This is a genomic window from Vibrio sp. R10-SG-ISO4 (genome assembly GCF_059834135.1).
Map to the genome: position 1 here is coordinate 226,815 of NZ_JCBDHJ010000013.1, position 17,481 is coordinate 244,295.

General features: G+C 51.6%; 20 protein-coding genes. 12 read left to right on the top strand and 8 right to left on the bottom strand.

Features of this window, described 5'->3' with window-relative positions:
- Window positions 1-52: 52 nt before the first annotated feature.
- Window positions 53-676, top strand: coding sequence for a LysE family translocator (locus AC6R03_RS07535; RefSeq protein WP_500625560.1), 624 nt, complete (start codon window positions 53-55; stop codon window positions 674-676).
- A 14-nt stretch (window positions 677-690) separates the two neighbouring features.
- Complete coding sequence (locus AC6R03_RS07540; protein ID WP_334553157.1) at window positions 691-969, top strand: hypothetical protein; 279 nt, start codon at window positions 691-693, stop codon at window positions 967-969.
- 94 nt (window positions 970-1,063) lie between these two features.
- On the opposite strand, the gene AC6R03_RS07545 is transcribed toward AC6R03_RS07540, so the two are convergent.
- Window positions 1,064-2,239, bottom strand: a complete 1,176-nt coding sequence (locus tag AC6R03_RS07545; RefSeq protein ID WP_500625561.1) for an MFS transporter — start codon at window positions 2,237-2,239, stop codon at window positions 1,064-1,066.
- A gap of 218 nt (window positions 2,240-2,457) precedes the next feature.
- On the opposite strand from AC6R03_RS07545, the gene yegS reads away from it, so the two are divergent.
- From yegS to AC6R03_RS07575, 6 genes are all read left to right on the top strand, one after another.
- On the top strand, window positions 2,458-3,375 hold the full coding sequence (gene yegS, locus AC6R03_RS07550) for a lipid kinase YegS (protein WP_500630929.1): 918 nt from the start codon (window positions 2,458-2,460) through the stop codon (window positions 3,373-3,375).
- A 115-nt stretch (window positions 3,376-3,490) separates the two neighbouring features.
- Window positions 3,491-5,620 carry an alpha-galactosidase gene (locus tag AC6R03_RS07555; protein WP_500630928.1) on the top strand — a complete coding sequence of 710 codons (2,130 nt, stop codon included), beginning with the start codon at window positions 3,491-3,493 and terminating at the stop codon, window positions 5,618-5,620.
- A 96-nt stretch (window positions 5,621-5,716) separates the two neighbouring features.
- Window positions 5,717-6,598 carry a LysR family transcriptional regulator gene (locus AC6R03_RS07560; RefSeq protein ID WP_500630927.1) on the top strand — a complete coding sequence of 294 codons (882 nt, stop codon included), beginning with the start codon at window positions 5,717-5,719 and terminating at the stop codon, window positions 6,596-6,598.
- Between the two features lie 55 nt (window positions 6,599-6,653).
- Window positions 6,654-6,977, top strand: coding sequence for a heavy metal-binding domain-containing protein (locus AC6R03_RS07565; protein WP_334553164.1), 324 nt, complete (start codon window positions 6,654-6,656; stop codon window positions 6,975-6,977).
- A 53-nt stretch (window positions 6,978-7,030) separates the two neighbouring features.
- Window positions 7,031-7,504, top strand: a complete 474-nt coding sequence (locus AC6R03_RS07570) for a YaiI/YqxD family protein (RefSeq protein ID WP_500630926.1) — start codon at window positions 7,031-7,033, stop codon at window positions 7,502-7,504.
- A gap of 48 nt (window positions 7,505-7,552) precedes the next feature.
- The gene (locus tag AC6R03_RS07575) at window positions 7,553-8,509 is read left to right on the top strand and encodes a LysR family transcriptional regulator (protein ID WP_500630925.1); all 957 of its coding nucleotides are present in this window, start codon (window positions 7,553-7,555) and stop codon (window positions 8,507-8,509) included.
- A gap of 3 nt (window positions 8,510-8,512) precedes the next feature.
- Here the strand turns inward: AC6R03_RS07575 and AC6R03_RS07580 are convergent, their stop codons facing one another.
- Both AC6R03_RS07580 and AC6R03_RS07585 read right to left on the bottom strand, forming a co-directional pair.
- Window positions 8,513-9,322, bottom strand: a complete 810-nt coding sequence (locus tag AC6R03_RS07580) for an SDR family NAD(P)-dependent oxidoreductase (RefSeq protein WP_500630924.1) — start codon at window positions 9,320-9,322, stop codon at window positions 8,513-8,515.
- A 201-nt stretch (window positions 9,323-9,523) separates the two neighbouring features.
- Complete coding sequence (locus AC6R03_RS07585) at window positions 9,524-10,003, bottom strand: fasciclin domain-containing protein (protein WP_500628207.1); 480 nt, start codon at window positions 10,001-10,003, stop codon at window positions 9,524-9,526.
- Between the two features lie 179 nt (window positions 10,004-10,182).
- Between AC6R03_RS07585 and AC6R03_RS07590 the strand changes: the two genes are divergently transcribed.
- Both AC6R03_RS07590 and AC6R03_RS07595 read left to right on the top strand, forming a co-directional pair.
- The gene (locus tag AC6R03_RS07590) at window positions 10,183-10,488 is read left to right on the top strand and encodes a DUF6482 family protein (RefSeq protein WP_500630923.1); all 306 of its coding nucleotides are present in this window, start codon (window positions 10,183-10,185) and stop codon (window positions 10,486-10,488) included.
- A 145-nt stretch (window positions 10,489-10,633) separates the two neighbouring features.
- On the top strand, window positions 10,634-10,870 hold the full coding sequence (locus tag AC6R03_RS07595; RefSeq protein ID WP_334553188.1) for an HP1242/YdcH family protein: 237 nt from the start codon (window positions 10,634-10,636) through the stop codon (window positions 10,868-10,870).
- A 149-nt stretch (window positions 10,871-11,019) separates the two neighbouring features.
- On the opposite strand, the gene arfB is transcribed toward AC6R03_RS07595, so the two are convergent.
- A complete protein-coding gene (arfB, locus tag AC6R03_RS07600; protein ID WP_500630922.1) occupies window positions 11,020-11,433 on the bottom strand; it encodes an alternative ribosome rescue aminoacyl-tRNA hydrolase ArfB in 414 nt (137 codons plus the stop codon).
- Between the two features lie 38 nt (window positions 11,434-11,471).
- The gene (locus AC6R03_RS07605; RefSeq protein ID WP_500630921.1) at window positions 11,472-11,711 is read right to left on the bottom strand and encodes a hypothetical protein; all 240 of its coding nucleotides are present in this window, start codon (window positions 11,709-11,711) and stop codon (window positions 11,472-11,474) included.
- Window positions 11,712-11,887: 176 nt separating this feature from the next.
- On the opposite strand from AC6R03_RS07605, the gene AC6R03_RS07610 reads away from it, so the two are divergent.
- Window positions 11,888-12,736 (top strand): pirin family protein, encoded by an 849-nt coding sequence (locus tag AC6R03_RS07610; RefSeq protein WP_500630920.1) that lies wholly within the window; start codon window positions 11,888-11,890, stop codon window positions 12,734-12,736.
- A gap of 191 nt (window positions 12,737-12,927) precedes the next feature.
- On the opposite strand, the gene AC6R03_RS07615 is transcribed toward AC6R03_RS07610, so the two are convergent.
- From AC6R03_RS07615 to AC6R03_RS07625, 3 genes are all read right to left on the bottom strand, one after another.
- Window positions 12,928-13,383 carry a hypothetical protein gene (locus AC6R03_RS07615; protein WP_487903001.1) on the bottom strand — a complete coding sequence of 152 codons (456 nt, stop codon included), beginning with the start codon at window positions 13,381-13,383 and terminating at the stop codon, window positions 12,928-12,930.
- Window positions 13,384-13,392: 9 nt separating this feature from the next.
- Complete coding sequence (locus tag AC6R03_RS07620; protein ID WP_500625441.1) at window positions 13,393-15,348, bottom strand: alkyl/aryl-sulfatase; 1,956 nt, start codon at window positions 15,346-15,348, stop codon at window positions 13,393-13,395.
- A gap of 179 nt (window positions 15,349-15,527) precedes the next feature.
- Window positions 15,528-16,439, bottom strand: coding sequence for a LysR family transcriptional regulator (locus AC6R03_RS07625; RefSeq protein ID WP_500630919.1), 912 nt, complete (start codon window positions 16,437-16,439; stop codon window positions 15,528-15,530).
- 85 nt (window positions 16,440-16,524) lie between these two features.
- On the opposite strand from AC6R03_RS07625, the gene AC6R03_RS07630 reads away from it, so the two are divergent.
- Window positions 16,525-17,439: a DMT family transporter gene (locus AC6R03_RS07630; RefSeq protein WP_500630918.1), complete on the top strand. Its 915-nt coding sequence runs from the start codon at window positions 16,525-16,527 to the stop codon at window positions 17,437-17,439.
- The last annotated feature ends 42 nt before the right edge of the window (window positions 17,440-17,481 follow it).

Genomic DNA, 17,481 nt, shown 5'->3' on the forward strand with positions numbered 1-17,481 from the left:
AATCTTGTTACTCTCGGCCATTATAGAATGACATCATCAGGCTTTTTTCATGATCAACACCGCTTTATTAGGGATGTTTATTCCCACTTTCTTTTTTGTCTCTATTACTCCCGGCATGTGCATGACATTGGCGCTGACGCTGGGGATGAGCATTGGTTATCGTCGTACCTTGTGGATGATGGTGGGTGAGTTGATCGGCGTGGGTTTGGTGGCGGTGGCGGCGGTGCTCGGTATCGCCGCGGTGATGCTCAATTACCCATGGCTATTTACCGCGCTTAAGGTACTCGGGGGCGGCTATCTGTTCTATTTAGGGATTCAGATGTGGCGCTCGAGAGGCAAGCTCGCTTTAAATCTTGATGAGACGGTCGAATCAGCCCCTCACAGTGACTGGGATTTGGTGGTACAAGGTTTTGTGACCGCGATTGCCAACCCGAAAGGCTGGGCGTTTATGATTTCTCTGCTGCCGCCTTTTATCGATCAATCGGTGGCGCTGACACCGCAATTGGTGGTGCTGGTATCGATCATTCTGCTGTTTGAGTTTGTTTGCATGACGCTCTACGCCACAGGTGGTAAAGGCTTGAAACGCATGCTAGGTCAATCGCATAATGTCCGATTGATGAACCGAATAGCGGGCACCTTGATGATGGGTGTCGGTGTTTGGTTATGGGTGAGCTAGGACAAAGGAGCCATATGTTGGGATCAATCGGTCAGTGGTGGACGTCGACCAAATCCGAATTGCGTGAGGTGCTGGAGTTCCAGTCCCGTGTCTGGGTGGTGAATGTGTTCTCAGGGCGCAACAAAGGTGAGGCGTTTATCGTCAATGAAGACAGCTTTAACGAGCCAATGCAATGGATGAAACGCAAAGGTTACCCTAGCGAGCAGTTAGCGAGAGTGAGTGAGATGAAGCGCTCTCAGGTGCTTGAGATAGAACTCTCGAACGTTAAACATCGCGTGATGCGAGTAAAGTAAACCAATCAGGCCAGCGTAACGCTGGCCTGATTGGTTTTTGGTTGGTCATTATGGCTCGCCAAGAGAGTGGAGCCTCTTGGTTATCGAGAGGGCGTTAGATTTTTGCCCATTGAGTTCGGCGGTCTAGCGCGCCGCTAAAGCGAGTCAGCAGGAGTGCCAGAGCGACAACAATAGCGCCGACCCAAGGTGTGTTCATCAGCCCAGTTTGTTCAACGACTAAACCCCCACCCCAAGAGCCCAGAGCGATACCGACGTTAAAGGCCGCGATGTTGAGTCCGGAGGCGACGTCTACGGCATCAGGCGTATAACGCTCGGCTAAGTTCACCACGTACACTTGTAGCCCCGGGACGTTACCAAACGCAAACGCACCCCAGATAAGAATCGTCACCACCGCGGCAATCGGTTCGTAAGCGGCAAAGTTGAACACCAAAAGTACGGCGCCAAGGCCAGTGAAAATGATCGTCAACGCTTTGATGGGTCCCATGGTATCGGCCATCTTTCCACCCCAAATGTTGCCAAACGCGACAGACACGCCATACACCAACATGATGAGGCCGACAGAGCTGGCTTCAAAGCCGGACACTTCCTGCAAAATGGGCGCAAGGTAGGTGAACGCGGTAAAGGTGCCGCCATAACCCAGTGCTGTGATCGCATAGACCAGCAGTAAGCGAGGCTGAGTCAGTACGCTCAGTTGTGCGGAGAGTTTGGTCGCCGGAGGCTGTTTCAGATTACTGGGTACTAAGAGCGCACTTCCTACCCAAGCGATGAGACCCAAGATGGCGACGATCAAGAAGGTCGCTTGCCAGCCAAACGTCTGACCGATGTAGGTGCCAAGAGGCACTCCCGTCACTAAGGCGACCGTGAGGCCAGTAAACATGATCGCGATGGCGCTGGCGGCTTTCTCTTTGGACACCAAACCTGTCGCGATGGTCGAGCCAATCGAGAAAAACACGCCGTGAGCAAGACCCGTTAGGATCCGAGCTGCCACCAGGGTGTTGTAACCTGGCGCTTGCCAAGCCAGCAGGTTACCCGCGACAAACAGGGCCATGACGGTCAATAGTACCGTCTTACGGGGCCAGTTTCCCGTCAGCGCGGTCAGCACCGGGGCGCCGACGGCAACGCCAAGGGCGTATAAGCTGACCAGCAGACCGGCTGAGGGCAGCGAGACCGATAAGTCAGCGGCCATGGTTGGGATCAACCCAACGATGACAAACTCAGTGGTGCCGATGGCAAACGCACTGAGGGTTAGAGCAAAAAGAGCAATAGGCATACTTTCATTCTCAATGATGTGTTCAGTGGCGGCCATTATCGAGCTGAATTCTTTTGTGAAAAACAGCGTCTTTTGCAAATGACTTTTGTCAAAATTATGGGTAATTAACGGTGAACTGACCGGTGAGGCTTTTTCGTCGGCGATGTTATTCTCTATAATCGAGCCATAAGCCTACGGGTTTAGCGTCACCTCTGCCAAGACAACTACAGGACACTGACATGACCACTCGACTACTACTCAACGGAAAAAAAGCGGCGCAACAAGATATTCGCGATGCGGTGATGGCCCTGCGCAAAGAAGGCCATACGCTCGAAGTACGGCCAACATGGGAAGCAGGAGATATTGAGCGCCTCGTGTGCGAAGCCGCTGAGCAGCAGGTCACCCGGGTGATTGCAGGAGGCGGTGATGGGACGGTGAATGAAGTGGTTGACGCGATTCTCAAACATCAACTGGCGTTGGAGGTGGCGGTGTTACCACTTGGCACGGCCAATGATTTTGCCACTGCCTGTCATATTCCGACCGATTCCCCGTATCAAGCCCTCAAGCTGGCGCTTAGTGGAGAGAGTTACCGAGTGGATGCCGCCAAAGCCAACGAGCGTCACTTCATTAATATTGCGACCGCGGGTTTTGGCGCGCAGGTGACCGCCAATACGCCGGTGGCGCTGAAAAACTTCTTGGGCGGCGGCGCATATACGCTGTCGGGGTTGTTGCAGGCGATCAATTTTCAGCCTTTTGAAGGCACAATTCGTTTTGATGACAATACGCGCGAAGCCGGTGTCGTGGTGGGGGCGGTGTGCAACGGTCGCCTAGCCGGTGGCGGCCAAGAGCTGGCACCCAATGCCTATATTGATGATGGGTTGCTCGAAGCAGTATCGATTGAAGCCTTTAGCGCGGCCGACATCCCTGTCGTGCTCAGTGAGCTTCAGCAGCAAGGTGATGGCGAGACGCAATTTATTCATCGTAAACAGGTCAAGCGCATTGAATGGCTCTCCAGCCAAGTTATGCCGATCAACCTCGATGGTGAGCCACTCTCTTGCCCCGAAGTGGTGATGGAAGTGTTACCGCAAGCCCTCGCCCTTGTACTACCAGAGAGCACGCCGGTATTAAGCCGTCATCAAAAGCGTAATAACGCCTAGGCTAAATAGGTGGGGATGGATGCGAATGTAAACGTTTCCATCTTTTTTGCCTCTGCTCACAGAATCACAGCGTGATTGCGTTATGATATTCGGCTCAATTCATACAAAGGATGTCATGATGGAGCCAACGCAACGCATAGAATTAGTCGGGTCGCGCACGCAACTGCTGGTGGAGATCGGTGAGCTCGCCGAAGTCTTGCACTGGGGTAAACGTCTGCCAAGTCCAGAGCATGGGTTGCCTAACGCCTCTTTGGCGCTGCAACGCCCGGTGCCGTTTGGCCGTCTTGATAAGGATGTTCCGGTCTCTTTGCATCCCGAACTGGGGCGCGGATCGTTTGGCTCGCCTGGCCTTGAAGGACACCGTCATGGTCTAGCGTGGGCGCCGGTTTTCTCTCTTACCCACTGCGAACATGACTTACATTCACTGACTCTCATCTACCAAGACGCACAGGCTGAGCTGCGTTTAACCATTGACGTGCATCTTGGTGAGGATGACGTGCTCAAAACTCGCCAAACGGTCACTAATTTAGCGCAGGGCCCCTATTGGGTGACACGCTTTGCTCATACCTTGCCACTCGATAGGCGCGCTGAAGAACTGCTCACCTTTCATGGTCGCTGGGTTAATGAATTTCAAACCGAGCGCCTTACGCTCCATCACGGTGGTTACCAACAAGAGAATCGACGCGGGCGCACCTCGCATGAGCACTACCCGGCGCTAATCGCGGGCACACCAGGCTTTGGTGAGCTTTCGGGTGACGTATGGGGCTTTCATCTGGCATGGAGTGGCAATCACCGCCTGCGAGTGGACGTCAAAGCGGATGGGCGGCGCGTAATGCAGGCCGAAGCGCTCTATTTACCGGGCGAAATCGCACTGGCTGAAGGAGAGTCGATATCCACCCCTTGGCTCTATGCTACCTACAGTGAGCAAGGGCTGAGCCGCATGAGTCAGCAGTTCCATCGCCATGTGAGAGAGCAGATTGTCGCCCGTTCAGTCACACAACAGCCTCGGCCTATCCATCTCAATACGTGGGAGGGGATCTATTTCGATCATGATCCCCAATACATCAAACAGATGGCGACTGAAGCGGCACGTATGGGCGTTGAGCGTTTCATCATTGACGATGGTTGGTTCAAAGGGCGCAACAACGACAAAGCCGCATTAGGCGATTGGGTGTTGGATGAGCGTAAATACCCCGAAGGGCTGACGGACATCGTCAACCACGTCAACGAACTAGGCATGGAGTTTGGTCTTTGGTTTGAACCTGAAATGATCAACAAAGACTCGGATCTCTATCGTCGCCACCCCGAGTGGTTACTGGCGGTGGAGGGCTATCATCAGCCCACCGGCCGTCATCAATATGTGATTGATTTACAAAACCCTGAGGCGTTTGATTACCTATTTGAGCGTTTGGATCATTTTCTCTCCAACTATGCGATTGCCTACATCAAATGGGACATGAACCGAGAAGTGGTCCAACCGGCTCATCACGACCGTGCCGCTGGGCACAAGCAGGTCGAGCGCTACTACCAACTGGTCGATAAAGTGCGCGCTGCCCATCCGCAGGTAGAGATCGAATCATGCGCTGCAGGCGGAGGGCGGATTGATTTTGAAGTGCTCAAGCGCACCCATAGATTTTGGACGTCTGACAACAACGACGCGCTCGAGCGGCAAACCATTCAACGCGGCATGAGCTTGTTGTTCCCGCCAGAAGTGATGGGCAGCCATATTGGTTCTGGCCACTGTCACAGTACCCGCCGCAGGCACAGTATCGAATTTCGCGGCCTCACCGCGCTGTTTGGTCACATGGGGATAGAGCTTGATCCCGTTTCTGAATCTGAGCAAGAGAAAGCGGGATTTGCCCGTTATGTGGCGCTGCATAAGCAGCTTCGTCCGCTGCTTCACCATGGCGTTAACTGGCGTTTACCCACCGAAGATAGTGCGCACCAAGCCTACTGCGTTGTTGCAGACGATCAATCGCAAGCGGTGGCCGTAGTGGCGCAACTGGCTATGCCTACTTATGCACTGAGCGGCCAATTAAGATTTGCAGGGCTGTACGACAGTGCTCAATACCATGTCAGCTTGCTTGATAAGCCCCTCAACTTTGACACCATGGTGTGCCGTCAGCCCCCTTGGACAGCACAAGGTTGTACCCTGTCTGGCGCATGGCTACATCAAGTGGGCTTAGCCATGCCGATATTGGATCCTGAAAGTGCGATTTTGATTGCGCTCACGCGGGTGGACTAGCGTTCTACGTGTCAAGTTCGTGGTGGGTTTACAGTGTAAAGCCAGCGCGGACTTCGCTATACTCTGGGCATTCGTAGTCACCACTTTAGGTCTGACATGCTGACACGCTCCGATGATTTACAAATATTGCTCAGTGTCGTCGATAGCGGCGGTTTTTCAGCGGCGGCTGACGCGCTCAACATCCAAGTGGCGCGTGTCTCTCGTGCGGTGAGCAAGATCGAGCAGCAACTTGGTGTGTCCATCCTTAATCGCACGACGCGCCGTGTTGAGCTTACGGTAGAAGGCAAACTGTTCGTCGATTCGGTTCGCCAAGGGTTACAGCTGATTGGTCAAGCCGAAGCGGATTTGATGTCTCGTGGTGAGTTGCCCAAAGGGCCACTACGCGTTGATGCGGCCAGCCCGTTTGTGTTTCACCAACTTGTGCCGTTGATTCAATCGTTTAAAGTCGCGTATCCCGATATCGAACTCGAACTGACGTCCAATGAAGGTTACGTCGACTTACTTGAAAAACGCACGGACGTTGCGATTCGTATCGGCCACCTTAAAGACTCCACTTTACACGCCAGTCCGCTCGGTAAAAGTCGACTCTATATTGTCGCTTCGCCAGATTATCTCGCGCGTTATGGCACACCCACTCGCGTCTCACACTTATCCTCTCACCAGATCATTGGTTTTACGGCGCCGAAAGTGCTCAACCATTGGCCACTGAAAGGACTAGAGCCCATCGCGCCGACGCTTCGTAGTGCGAACGGAGAGACGGTGCGTCAATTGGCACTCGCGGGGAATGGCATTGCGTGTCTCTCCGGTTTTATGGTCAATCAAGATTTGGCGAATGGCGCCTTGGTGTCTTTGTTGGAGGAATGGCGAGTGGAAAATACCGCGCGCGAGCAGGTCAACGCGGTATATTACAAATCTTCCCACGTCGCCAAGCGCATTTCGGCGTTCATTGAATTTATCAAACCCCGTTTGACACTTTAGGCGGCAGCGCCATTGATGTCAGCGAAGGGCACTTAAGCAAGGCAAGGAGAACCGTATGATCAAAACTACTACCTCAGTGGTCGAGGGCAAACCTGTTGACGCCTATCTTGGCGTTGTGGTCGGAGAGGCAATATTAGGTGCCAACATCTTCAAAGATATGTTTGGTGCTATTCGAGACGTCGTAGGCGGTCGCTCTGGTGCTTACGAGCGAGAAATGGGCCGCGCTCGAGAAATCGCTTTTGCCGAGATGGAGCAACACGCGCAGTCTCTGGGCGCCGATGGTATTGTCGGTATCGACATCGATTACGAAGTGATTGGCAGCGGCGGCAGTATGATGATGGTCAGTGTTAGCGGTACCGCCGTTAAATTTCGCCAATAACGCGCGATAACTTTTTATTCGCGATAACGTAAATTAATGAGGCAATCAATTTGATGAAAATATGGGTGGATGCGGATGCGTGTCCTGTGGTGATCCGCGATGTGCTTTACCGCGCGTCGCAACGCACTGGCGTCGAAGTGACGCTCGTCGCGAACCAGTTTATACGCACGCCAGCGTCACCAAAGGTGAACATGTTGCAAGTTCAGCAAGGGTTTGATGTGGCAGACAATGAGATTGTTAAGCGTTGCCAAGCGGGCGATTTGGTCATCACCAGTGACATCCCTTTGGCCGACGAAGTGATCACTAAAGGCGCACAGGCGCTCAACTCGCGCGGTGAAATGTACAGCAAAGAAAACATTAAAGCGCGCTTGAACATGCGCGATTTTATGGACACCATGCGCAGCAGCGGCGTCCAGATGGGCGGACCACCGCCACTTAGTCAGGCGGATAGGCAGCAATTTGCTAACCAGCTCGACAAATGGCTGGTCCATTGGCAACGTTCGGTCAAGGCCACAAAACCCGAGTAGGCTTTGCTTACCCAACAATCAGTTTACTCAACATCAAGAGGAGGGGGGATGTCTCTGGTCAATCAATTGGCGCTGTTTATCGATGTGGTGCAGCAAGGCTCATTTACCAAAGCGGCGGCGCTTCATAATATGGATAACTCCTCGCTCTCCAAGCAAATTAAAAAGCTTGAGAGTGAGCTCGGTGTGCAGTTACTCAATCGCTCCACGCGTTCCTTTTCGTTGACGCCGGCGGGGGAGGAGATCCTAGAGCAAGCGCATAATCTGCGTAAAACGGTAGAAGACGTCAAACTGATTGCCGACACCTACCATGCTGAGCCCAAAGGACGCATTCGTATTACGGCGCCTTTGCACATTGGTCAGCAATATTTGCAACCGGTGATCAACGCGTTCATGCGCCGTTACCCAGAGGTGGAAGTGACGCTGCTGATGGACGACAAACGCTCAGACATTATCTCTGAGCATTTTGATGTCGCATTTCGTCTCGGAATCTTGCAAGACTCAAGCTTGATCGCCAGTAAAATCGCAGAGATTCGCCCGGTGATCCTCGCCTCTCATGACTTCATTGCCCAGCATGGCGAGCCTTGCTCACCACAAGAGTTGGTGCGCCTGCCTTCTGTGGTCTACAGCAACGGCTCAGTGACCATTGACACAGTGCGCTTAGGGGCAATGTCCGACGCCTCCGATCTGCACAGTTACAAAATGCAAGGGCGATACAAGGTTAACGACGTCCGCACTCTACTCGATGCCGTGCAAGCGGGGCTCGGTTACGTGATGATCTCATCCAGTAACTTAACCCAGTCTGTCGAAACCATGAACCTCACCCCGTTGCTGACCGATTACCGGCTATGTAACCAAGGCACAGCGCTGTATGCCCTCTATCCCCATCGCAAACAAACGGTATTAGTGCGCGAGTTTATTCAAGCCGTCAAAGCCTTTATCGGCCTGCCACCGATTTGGGAGCAGCATATTGAAGGCTTTGAGGGGATGTATCTTGGTAAGGGGTGACTGTTAACGCTCGACTATCCCTTCTATCGCCTCGATCACCGCCTGCACCTTTCTATCATCTAGTGCATCTGGATGAGGCTGCGCAAAGGCTTCAATATCGTTGTCGTAGTAGCGTCCGCCTGCGCCTCTGAAGGCGTCATCTAGGCTGGCGCTAACGAGAATGTCGGCGCCGAGGGAGAGATCGCCACCTGCAATACCAAACGCCTCTTTGACCATTTTGCTACCGAGCAGTGATTTCGGGTTAACCGAGACAATCATTGGCCCCGAGTGTCGATGTGCTTCACCCAGTGCGCGAGACCACATGGTAATCGCTAGCTTGCTTTGCGCGTAAGCCTCTCTGTCAGACAAGTGACCTTTTCCTTGCAGGGCTTCAATGCTCACACTGGCTTGCGCTGCAGAAGAGAGGTTCACTACGCGCCCATGGGCAGGAATGAGTGGCAACAATCCTTGGGTCAGCAGATAAGGTGCGACCGTATTGACGGCAAAGCGAATATCTAGGCCATCGGGCGTTTTGTCCGCTGGCGCGTTGAAGATACCTGCGTTGTTGATCAACACGTCAAGTGGTGTCTCTCCCAGTGTGGCGCTCACTTGTTCAATCAATCGCTGCACATCGCTGAGGACAGAAAGATCGGCGATAAAGGCTGTGAGTGTGGTGTTATGTTCTTGATTAAGCGTTTCAACCACTTTGGCGAGCTTGTCAGGGTTGCGGCCATGAAGCAATACGCGATGCCCTTGCTTTACAAGTTGGCTTGCAGTCAATAGACCAATACCATCGGTCGCGCCTGTGATTAGAATAACTTTTTGTTCGTTCATGATTGTGCTCCGAAGGTAAGTGATGACAGTGCTATTGTGCACAAAGGCGGTGTTAGATGCATTAGCCGAGGCGCCCAATCATTATGGACAGTTTGTTCCAAAATGAGCAACCAGCAGTGATGAATATAGCTGTGGCCTACGTGATTCAAAAGGCACAAAAAACGGCGCAGAGCGCCGCTTTGAATAAAATCTGCTGGTTACCTATTTTGGCATAATGACCGTATCAATCACATGAATGACGCCGTTGCTTGCCTTGACGTCAGTCATGACAACGTTAGCGTTATTGACCATCACTTTGTCGCCCATCACTTTAATCATCACATCTTGGCCTTGGACGGTGGTGGCTTTATCCATTTTGACGACATCGGCAGCCATCGCTTTCGCTGGAATGACGTGGTAGGTCAAAATAGATACGAGTTTGTCTTTGTTCTCAGGCTTGAGGAGCATCTCTACTGTACCTTCAGGCAGTTTGGCGAACGCATCGTCGGTGGGCGCAAGTACCGTGAAAGGACCGTCCCCTTTCAATGTCTCTACCAGTCCTGCTGCTTGGACAGCGGCGACCAATGTGGTGAAGCTACCATTCTCTACGGCGACATCGACAATGTCTTTTTTCATGCCGTGGTGGTTAGCGTTTGCAGTCGACATCATCAAAAGGCTGCTCATAGCGATAACGAACGTCATTAGTGTTTTGCGAATCATAACGAATGTCCCTGTGTTGTGTTGGATTCGCTGGTTGATACGTGTGCAGTTTGGCACCGATCAGGATTATTTTTTAAATTTTTCTAGGCTGAACTTTTTCTCGTGACCGACGTAAAGACTGGTTTAATCGCATAAAAGTAAAGTCGGTAAGAGAGGTGGACATGGAGATGCCATTGAGCAAGTTGGAGCAATTTTTTTATCTCGATAAACTGATTATTCACTCACTGGATCTGGCACTTTATCAGGCCAGTGTCGAAGTGGATGGCGAGCGATACTCTGTGATGGACAATTCTGGCAAGCGCTTAGTGACACACTCATTAGTGGAGATGCAAAAGCGCTGTCGAAAACTCAATGCGACGCAGCAGCTTCTCAGACACGAGAGTGCGTATGATGAGATGGTGGGGGGACCTGAGAAAGGGTCGACCAATGCACTCGAGGTGCCACTGAAAGATCATCAACTCTACTAATAAGGCGTCTTGCGGTTAAACCCGAGTTCATCACCGAGTGATACTGCATCGGATCCTGACAAATCGATGAATGTCCCATTTCTGATCGGCAAGAGGTGCTAAGGTTAAAAAACGTACAACACAACCGACAGGACGAGGTGCAAATATGCTAGGTGAAGACCATTCTCTACTTAAAGAGTTTCCAGAGCATAAGGATGACATTTTATCGCTCGCAGAAACCGACCTAAACTTCAACGACCAGATGAAAGAATACAACGCCATCGACAAACAAATACGTACCCTCGAACTTCGAGACTCTCCTATCAGCGACGAAGAAATGCACACTCTCAAACTGCGTCGCGCGCAAATGAAAGACGATTTATTCCAACAACTTCATAAATAAAGACGCCCATCCCTGATGATGTGAGCGAGCGGTATTGCGTGTTGCTCCGACTTGGGTAGACCTAAGCTCCATGTCATGCGTGGAGCTTTTTTGATCCGTAGGCCTGTCTTTCTCCGATTAACTGTTTGGATAAGCGATGTTACGGTGCGCTAGAACGAGGGTTTACTGCGTAGCGCCTTGGTACTGGCCTTGATGCCTTTGGCTTTCAGACGACGCTCTTTGGAGGCGCGAGTCGGTTTGGTTGGGCGGCGTTTCTTTTGTACCACCATCGCGCTGCGGATCAGGTCGGCTAGGCGGGTCAGGGCATCCTCACGATTTTGTTCTTGGGTGCGATACTGCTGCGCCTTAATGGTAATCACGCCCTCTTTTGAAATGCGAGAGTCCGAAAGCGCCAACAGACGCTGTTTGTAGACATCGGGCAAGGTAGAGCGTTTGATGTCAAACTGCAAGTGAATGGCCGATGACACCTTATTCACGTTCTGGCCGCCAGAGCCTTGAGCGCGAATGGCGGTTAATTGGATTTCCCAGTCACTCAAGGTGACGGTATTGGATATAACTAACATGACAATACAGTGAACCGACAGCGCAGAAGCTGTTGTGGCTACTTAAATTCTTCTCCGTGGTTATCAAGTGTCAGATGCCCGCACGTTTGGCACTGCTCGTAACGATCAATCAATTCTAACGAGGCCAACGCCGGGCCCACGACCATACCGCTAAAAAAGCCAGAGAAAAAGGCTTTTACGGTTTCTTTTCGGCTTTTTCCATACGGCGAGGGCTTTTGCTTGATGCACTCTTTGTACTCGGTTTCACTCTGACATTGCGGGCAGAATCGAAGACTCATATCGGTCGCTCCCTATTCCCTATGCTAACTGGCTGGATAGTAACGACTTATTGCGATGGCAGTGGCGAGAGATCTCTCATTATTCAAAAATTTCGAATATCTAGCTCAACCTGACCGAGTCTTCTTTAGTGATAAGAGGCGATACACTGTTTTCATCGCCTAACAGGAGACCTGTGATGACCACCCAACGACAAATTCGCCAACTGATCCCTGCCCACGCCACCTCTGACGGCGATGGTGTGAAAATTCAGCGTGTCGCTGGATTTAACAACACGGCATTTTCTCCATTTTTGATGATGGATGAACTGAAATCTGATCAAAAAGCCGATTATGTCGGTGGGTTTCCACCTCATCCGCACCGTGGTATTGAAACCCTGACTTACATGATGAAAGGGCACTTCCAGCACCGTGACCACATGGGCAACGTTGGAGAGCTACGCAGTGGTGGTGCTCAGTGGATGGCCGCAGGCCGTGGTGTGATCCACAGTGAGATGCCGATTATGGAAGAGGGCGATCTGCATGGTTTTCAAATCTGGATCAACCAGCCCGCTAAGAACAAAATGCAGCCTGCCAAGTACTTTGATTTTCAGCCAGAAACCATTACCGAGTATGTCGGCAAGGATTCAGGTCTGTTTCGTATCTTAGCGGGTGAGATTGAGATTGACGATGAGGTGCAGCGAGGGCCACTGACCGATACGGGTGTACCCCTGTCCGTGACAGACTGGCGCACCCAAGCTGGTCAGCAGGTCACCATTGGCACACCGGCACATCACAATATGATGCTGTTTGTCTATCAAGGAGAGATCCAATTGGGTGGCCAGTGCGTAAACCAAGGTGAAATGGCTCTGTTGACTCTTGGCGACTCGGCATCCTTGATCGCCAACAAAGATTCTGGCGTTTTGTTGTTCGTCGGTGAGCCCATCAACGAACCGGTCGTGCATTATGGTCCCTTTGTGATGAACAGCATGGCAGAGATTGAACAAGCAGTACGCGACTACAATCAGGGTGTATTTGAGACCTATTGATTAGGTCGTAAAGCTCATGGCTGAGAGGGGCAGAAATGGCGCCTGCTAGGCAAAATCGAGTCGAAATGAATCGAAGAATTTCGGTTGCCGAATTGGCGACTGGTCAGTGCAAAAAGTGAATAATCCACTGCCTTACTTTTTGTTTGTGCCACACCCTAGGGTGTGGCTTTTTATTTTTGATAATGCGTTGCTTAGCTTTCGGTCAGCAAGCCTAATTCACGCGCCTGCTCAAGTGAGATCTGGTTAGAAATCAAGTTATGTAAAGCGGCTTCGCTTAACTGAACAACGTTAACACCCTGCGGTGGTGGCGTGACATGGACGACCATGCTTTGCTCACTGCGCTGCGACCACAACTGTCTGTCGACCAGATACACATACGTACCAGACGGTAACTCTGGGTAGATGTCGACCATCAGATTGAGCCACCAACTGGCGCGTCTTAGGCCTTGGGCGCCATCAAGCTTTTCAGGCAATTGGATAGACTGTGCACGTAACGCTTTTTGCGTGGCGATGGAGACATCCAGTGCCCCAGGATAGCTCTCACTAAATGGGTTGCTGAACAACCCATCGTAAGAGCAAGCCCAACTGATTGGGCTTGCCAGCGTGATGACTGAGCAGGTGAGCAACGTCGCGACCTGTTTCATCATAACGCCTCCTTAAGGTGTCACAATGTTGAACCAGAAGTTGAAGGTATCAAGCATACCGACAAAGTCTTTGAACACATCGCCGTCACCGTCGAGCGTGATAGAACCATCAGCAATGGCTTGCTCAAGAGTGATGTTACCCAATTGGACGTCATCCAGTGTCGCTTTGGTCAGCGTCAACGCCACATCCGGCTTCTCTGCTTGCTTATGAGTGTGATTGAGCACAGAGTTCTCAACGTACAAGGTGTACTTCTCATCTAGGTCAGTGAAGTTAATGTTGATGGCGTAGTTCTTCCCAGCCGCTTTTTCTGGTAACAAACGTACCGCGAGATAATCAAACAGCATTTCTGGTGGCATGTTCTTGATAATATCTGGCGATGCAGTGTTGGTACCGCCCGCACTTGGTGTGCCGTTACGCAGCTCGTAAGCGCCTTGCAAGTAGACAGAACGCCAAGGGCCAGATTCCGCTTGGTAACCCAACTGCTCATAGGCATCAGCGAGGAGTGCTTTACCGTTTTTGCTCTGTGGATTAGCAAACACCACGTGTTTCATCACTTCCGCGACCCAGCGATAGTTACCCGCGTCAAAGTCGGCTTGTGCTTTTTTGATCGCTTCGCGTTCGCCGCCCATGTACTCAACGTACTTCACAGCAGCATTGGTTGGCGGCAGGTTGTTCAGATCCGATGGGTTACCGGTGTACCAGCCCATGTAACGTTGATAAACCGCACGGCTGTTATGGCGTAGGGTGCCGTAGTAACCGCGGTTGCTCCAGGTCTTGTCGATTTCTTCTGGGAATTGGATGATTTCAGAAATCTCAGAACCCACATAACCTTGGTTCATCAAACGGACCGTTTGGTCATGCGTGTACTTGTACATATCACGCTGTTTCTTAAAGTATTTGACGATGTCGCCTTGGCCCCACATTGGCCAGTGGTGACTTTGGAATTTCACTTCGACATCATCACCCCATAGTTCAATGGTCTCTTGCAAGTAGCTTGACCATTTCAGCGCATCACGCACTTGAGCGCCACGGAGTGTAAGGATGTTGTGCATGGTGTTGGTGGTGTTTTCCGCCATCCACAACGCTTTTTTCTGAGGGAACCAGACGTTCATCTCAGTCGGTGCTTCTGTGCCTGGTGTGTATTGGAAGACCATTTTCACGCCATCGACCACGCGTTCGTCACCGGTTTTCTCAATGGTGTCGGTTGGGGCAATCATGGTCGCAAGACCGGTTGACGTGGTTTGACCCAAGCCACCGTTGACGCCGCCTTTTTCGTTACGTGGAAGCAGGGCGCCATACATGTACACTGCGCGTCGACCCATCGCATTACCTGCAATCACGTTTTCAGATACGGCATGCTCGGTAAAGCCAGGGGAGGCCATAATGGTCACTTTTCCGTCGATGACATCTTGCTCATCGACGATACCGCGCACCCCACCAAAGTGGTCAATGTGGCTGTGGCTGTAGAAGACACCCACAACAGGACGCTCGCCGAGTTCACTGTTAATGAAGTCGAGTGCCGCTTTTGCGGTTTCTTGAGAGATGAGTGGGTCGAATACGATCCAGCCTGTATCCCCTTGAATAAAGGTGATGTTCGACAAATCGTAGCCGCGAACTTGGTAAATACCATCGGTGACCTTAAACAGGCCGTTGATCATGTTTAATTGCGCATTACGCCACAAACTTGGGTTGACGGTATCGGGTGATGGCTTATCAAGGCCGATGTACTTTTTGTAGGCTTCTAAATCCCAAACAACATCGCCGTTTTGGTTTTTAATGGTAACGACATCCTGAGTCGCGATAAGCCCTTTTTGCGCGTTATCGAAATCTTTGGTGTCACTGAATGGCAGACTTTGCTTGAGTTGGTTGTTCGCATCAATCGTTGCCTGTGTCGCGGGTTTGGGCTCTGACGCAGTGGCATTGGTGGCCACTAGTATCGCCATGGCTAATACTCCCATTCGCTTCATAGCACTCTCCTTGTATATGCACTTTTATGAGCAAGTTAAGCATACGTGAAGAGTGATACAATTCACACTACAAATGCCACCTCAATGTGAAATTTCTGTGAAGATCTCACATTTGTGAACCTCTATATCCCTAATTTTTGGAATGGTATTTCACCTTTACCTTGTTATTGACTCGCTGATCAGAGCGCGAGCGCTGATTTCAGGTGCGTGACGAACGCTTTGACCTGAGAAGGGATAAAGGGCGATTGTGGATATTGGGCGATGATTTGACCTTGATAGCTGCCCGCTAATTGCCAGTCGCTCAAAATAGGTTGTAAAACGCCTTGTTGGCACTCATTTCTGAACACAAATTCAGGGAACAACGAAATACCCAGCCCTTCGAGTACGGCTTGGCGACGGATCTCACTGTGATTCACGGCAAGATGACCGCTGACAGGGACAGCTACCGTTTGTGTTCCTTGAGTCATCCGCCAGATGCGATCTTTGGGGGATTCACCCAAACAGAGACATTGATGATGGCGCAGGTCATTGGGGTGTGCGGGCGTACCATGCTTCGCTAGGTACTCTGGGCTGGCGCACAGTACAAGTTGGCAAGGGGCAAGCGTTACCGCGACTAAACCTTCCACAGGATTCGGTGTGATGTGGATGACCACATCGACATCGTCATGAATGGGATCGAGATAGCGGTCTTCCACTTTAAGGGTCAGATTGACGTTGGGGTACTGTTTAGCAAACGTCAATATGGGTGACATAAGCACTTGCTTGGCAAGCGCTTTCGGCACGGCAACGCGAAGCGGCCCTGCGATCGCCTCTTTGTTGGCGTGTGCTGCGCTCACAGCAAGTTTGGCTTGCCCTAGCATAGTTTGACAAAGGTGGAACACCTCTTGCCCAGTGACGGTTAATCGCATCTGACGCGTGGTGCGCTCCAAGAGCTGCTCTTTCAGCGCTGTCTCAAGGCGCCGCAGTGAGCGGCTGACCGATGAGGGCGCCACACCCAATTTCACCGCCGCATTGGCGAAGCTTCCTTCTTCCACCACAGTAACAAACACCGCCATTTCAGCCAGTAAGGGGATAAGTTTATTCGTGTCCATGGTGCAATTATCCTTTGCAAAATCGACCAATTGTTTCATTTAAGTTACTTGTGGATACTGGGAGGGTCAACCACTCTGGGAGAAAATGATGCAAGGAACGCAAACTCTGCCGCTCGCACAGCGGCTACCCATTACTGAAGGATTACTGCTGCTGGTGGCGATCTTTTGGGGCACCAGCTACGGGTTAACTAAAAGTGCGCTGCTTTACACCTCGGCGTTAATGTTCATTACGTTACGTTTTTCCATCACTGCCTTGGTGTTGTTGCCATTGGTGGTGAGAGATTTCAAAGCAGGGCTCAACAAAGATTGGGTGGTTGCGCTGCCAACCGGAGCAATTTTAAGTGCTATTTTGCTGTGTGAAGTGTTTGGCGTTGCGCATACCACAGCGTCGAACGCGGCGTTTTTAATCAGTCTTTGCGTATTGTTCACTGCGCTGGCTGAAGTGTTGGTGAACCGCCAGAAGGTCGCCTGGTCTCTGGTATTGTTGTGTGTCGCCAGCGTGGTTGGCGTACTGCTGCTCACCGGTAGCGATGGGGCGCGTGTCGATTTCACGTTGGGGGATTATCTGATTCTACTTGCGGCGCTGCTACGGGCACTGATGGTGACCACCACCAAGCGATTCAGTCTCGGTCGCGCCGTGACGACCACCACACTCACCGCCATTCAATCAGCGGTTGTTGCTGGCGTTGCCGCTATCTTGGTCTTGAGCACGTTGCCCCAATCTCAATGGCACCTGCCCACAGAGTCCAGCTTTTGGGTGACGCTGCTGTATCTGGTCGCGTTTTGCACGCTCTTTGCTTTTTATGTACAGAATTACGCGGTGCGCCGCACCTCTCCCACTCGTGTCGCGCTGTTGATGGGCAGCGAGCCACTTTTCGGTGCTCTGTTTGCCATGTTGTGGCTGCAAGAGACGTTTACCTTCGCGCAAAGTCTCGGCGCGGGGTTAATTTTGCTCAGTGTGATGCTGACTTCGCTGCGAAGGGAGTCTGGGCAGCACTAGCGTTGGCGCTTCAAATCCAGCCCAAGCCTCCACGCAAAATAA

Bases quoted from the DNA above. Each gene is read 5' to 3' on its own strand.
- AC6R03_RS07615 (WP_487903001.1), bottom strand. From the start codon at position 13,383: ATGATGAAACAGGTCGCGACGTTGCTCACCTGCTCAGTCATCACGCTG.
- AC6R03_RS07625 (WP_500630919.1), bottom strand. From the start codon at position 16,439: ATGGACACGAATAAACTTATCCCCTTACTGGCTGAAATGGCGGTGTTT.
- AC6R03_RS07605 (WP_500630921.1), bottom strand. From the start codon at position 11,711: ATGAGTCTTCGATTCTGCCCGCAATGTCAGAGTGAAACCGAGTACAAA.
- AC6R03_RS07580 (WP_500630924.1), bottom strand. From the start codon at position 9,322: ATGAACGAACAAAAAGTTATTCTAATCACAGGCGCGACCGATGGTATT.
- AC6R03_RS07585 (WP_500628207.1), bottom strand. From the start codon at position 10,003: ATGACGTTCGTTATCGCTATGAGCAGCCTTTTGATGATGTCGACTGCA.
- AC6R03_RS07595 (WP_334553188.1), top strand. From the start codon at position 10,634: ATGCTAGGTGAAGACCATTCTCTACTTAAAGAGTTTCCAGAGCATAAG.
- AC6R03_RS07570 (WP_500630926.1), top strand. From the start codon at position 7,031: ATGAAAATATGGGTGGATGCGGATGCGTGTCCTGTGGTGATCCGCGAT.
- AC6R03_RS07620 (WP_500625441.1), bottom strand. From the start codon at position 15,348: ATGAAGCGAATGGGAGTATTAGCCATGGCGATACTAGTGGCCACCAAT.
- AC6R03_RS07565 (WP_334553164.1), top strand. From the start codon at position 6,654: ATGATCAAAACTACTACCTCAGTGGTCGAGGGCAAACCTGTTGACGCC.
- AC6R03_RS07540 (WP_334553157.1), top strand. From the start codon at position 691: ATGTTGGGATCAATCGGTCAGTGGTGGACGTCGACCAAATCCGAATTG.
- AC6R03_RS07610 (WP_500630920.1), top strand. From the start codon at position 11,888: ATGACCACCCAACGACAAATTCGCCAACTGATCCCTGCCCACGCCACC.
- AC6R03_RS07545 (WP_500625561.1), bottom strand. From the start codon at position 2,239: ATGCCTATTGCTCTTTTTGCTCTAACCCTCAGTGCGTTTGCCATCGGC.
- yegS (WP_500630929.1), top strand. From the start codon at position 2,458: ATGACCACTCGACTACTACTCAACGGAAAAAAAGCGGCGCAACAAGAT.
- AC6R03_RS07590 (WP_500630923.1), top strand. From the start codon at position 10,183: ATGGAGATGCCATTGAGCAAGTTGGAGCAATTTTTTTATCTCGATAAA.
- AC6R03_RS07560 (WP_500630927.1), top strand. From the start codon at position 5,717: ATGCTGACACGCTCCGATGATTTACAAATATTGCTCAGTGTCGTCGAT.
- AC6R03_RS07630 (WP_500630918.1), top strand. From the start codon at position 16,525: ATGATGCAAGGAACGCAAACTCTGCCGCTCGCACAGCGGCTACCCATT.
- AC6R03_RS07555 (WP_500630928.1), top strand. From the start codon at position 3,491: ATGATGGAGCCAACGCAACGCATAGAATTAGTCGGGTCGCGCACGCAA.
- arfB (WP_500630922.1), bottom strand. From the start codon at position 11,433: ATGTTAGTTATATCCAATACCGTCACCTTGAGTGACTGGGAAATCCAA.
- AC6R03_RS07575 (WP_500630925.1), top strand. From the start codon at position 7,553: ATGTCTCTGGTCAATCAATTGGCGCTGTTTATCGATGTGGTGCAGCAA.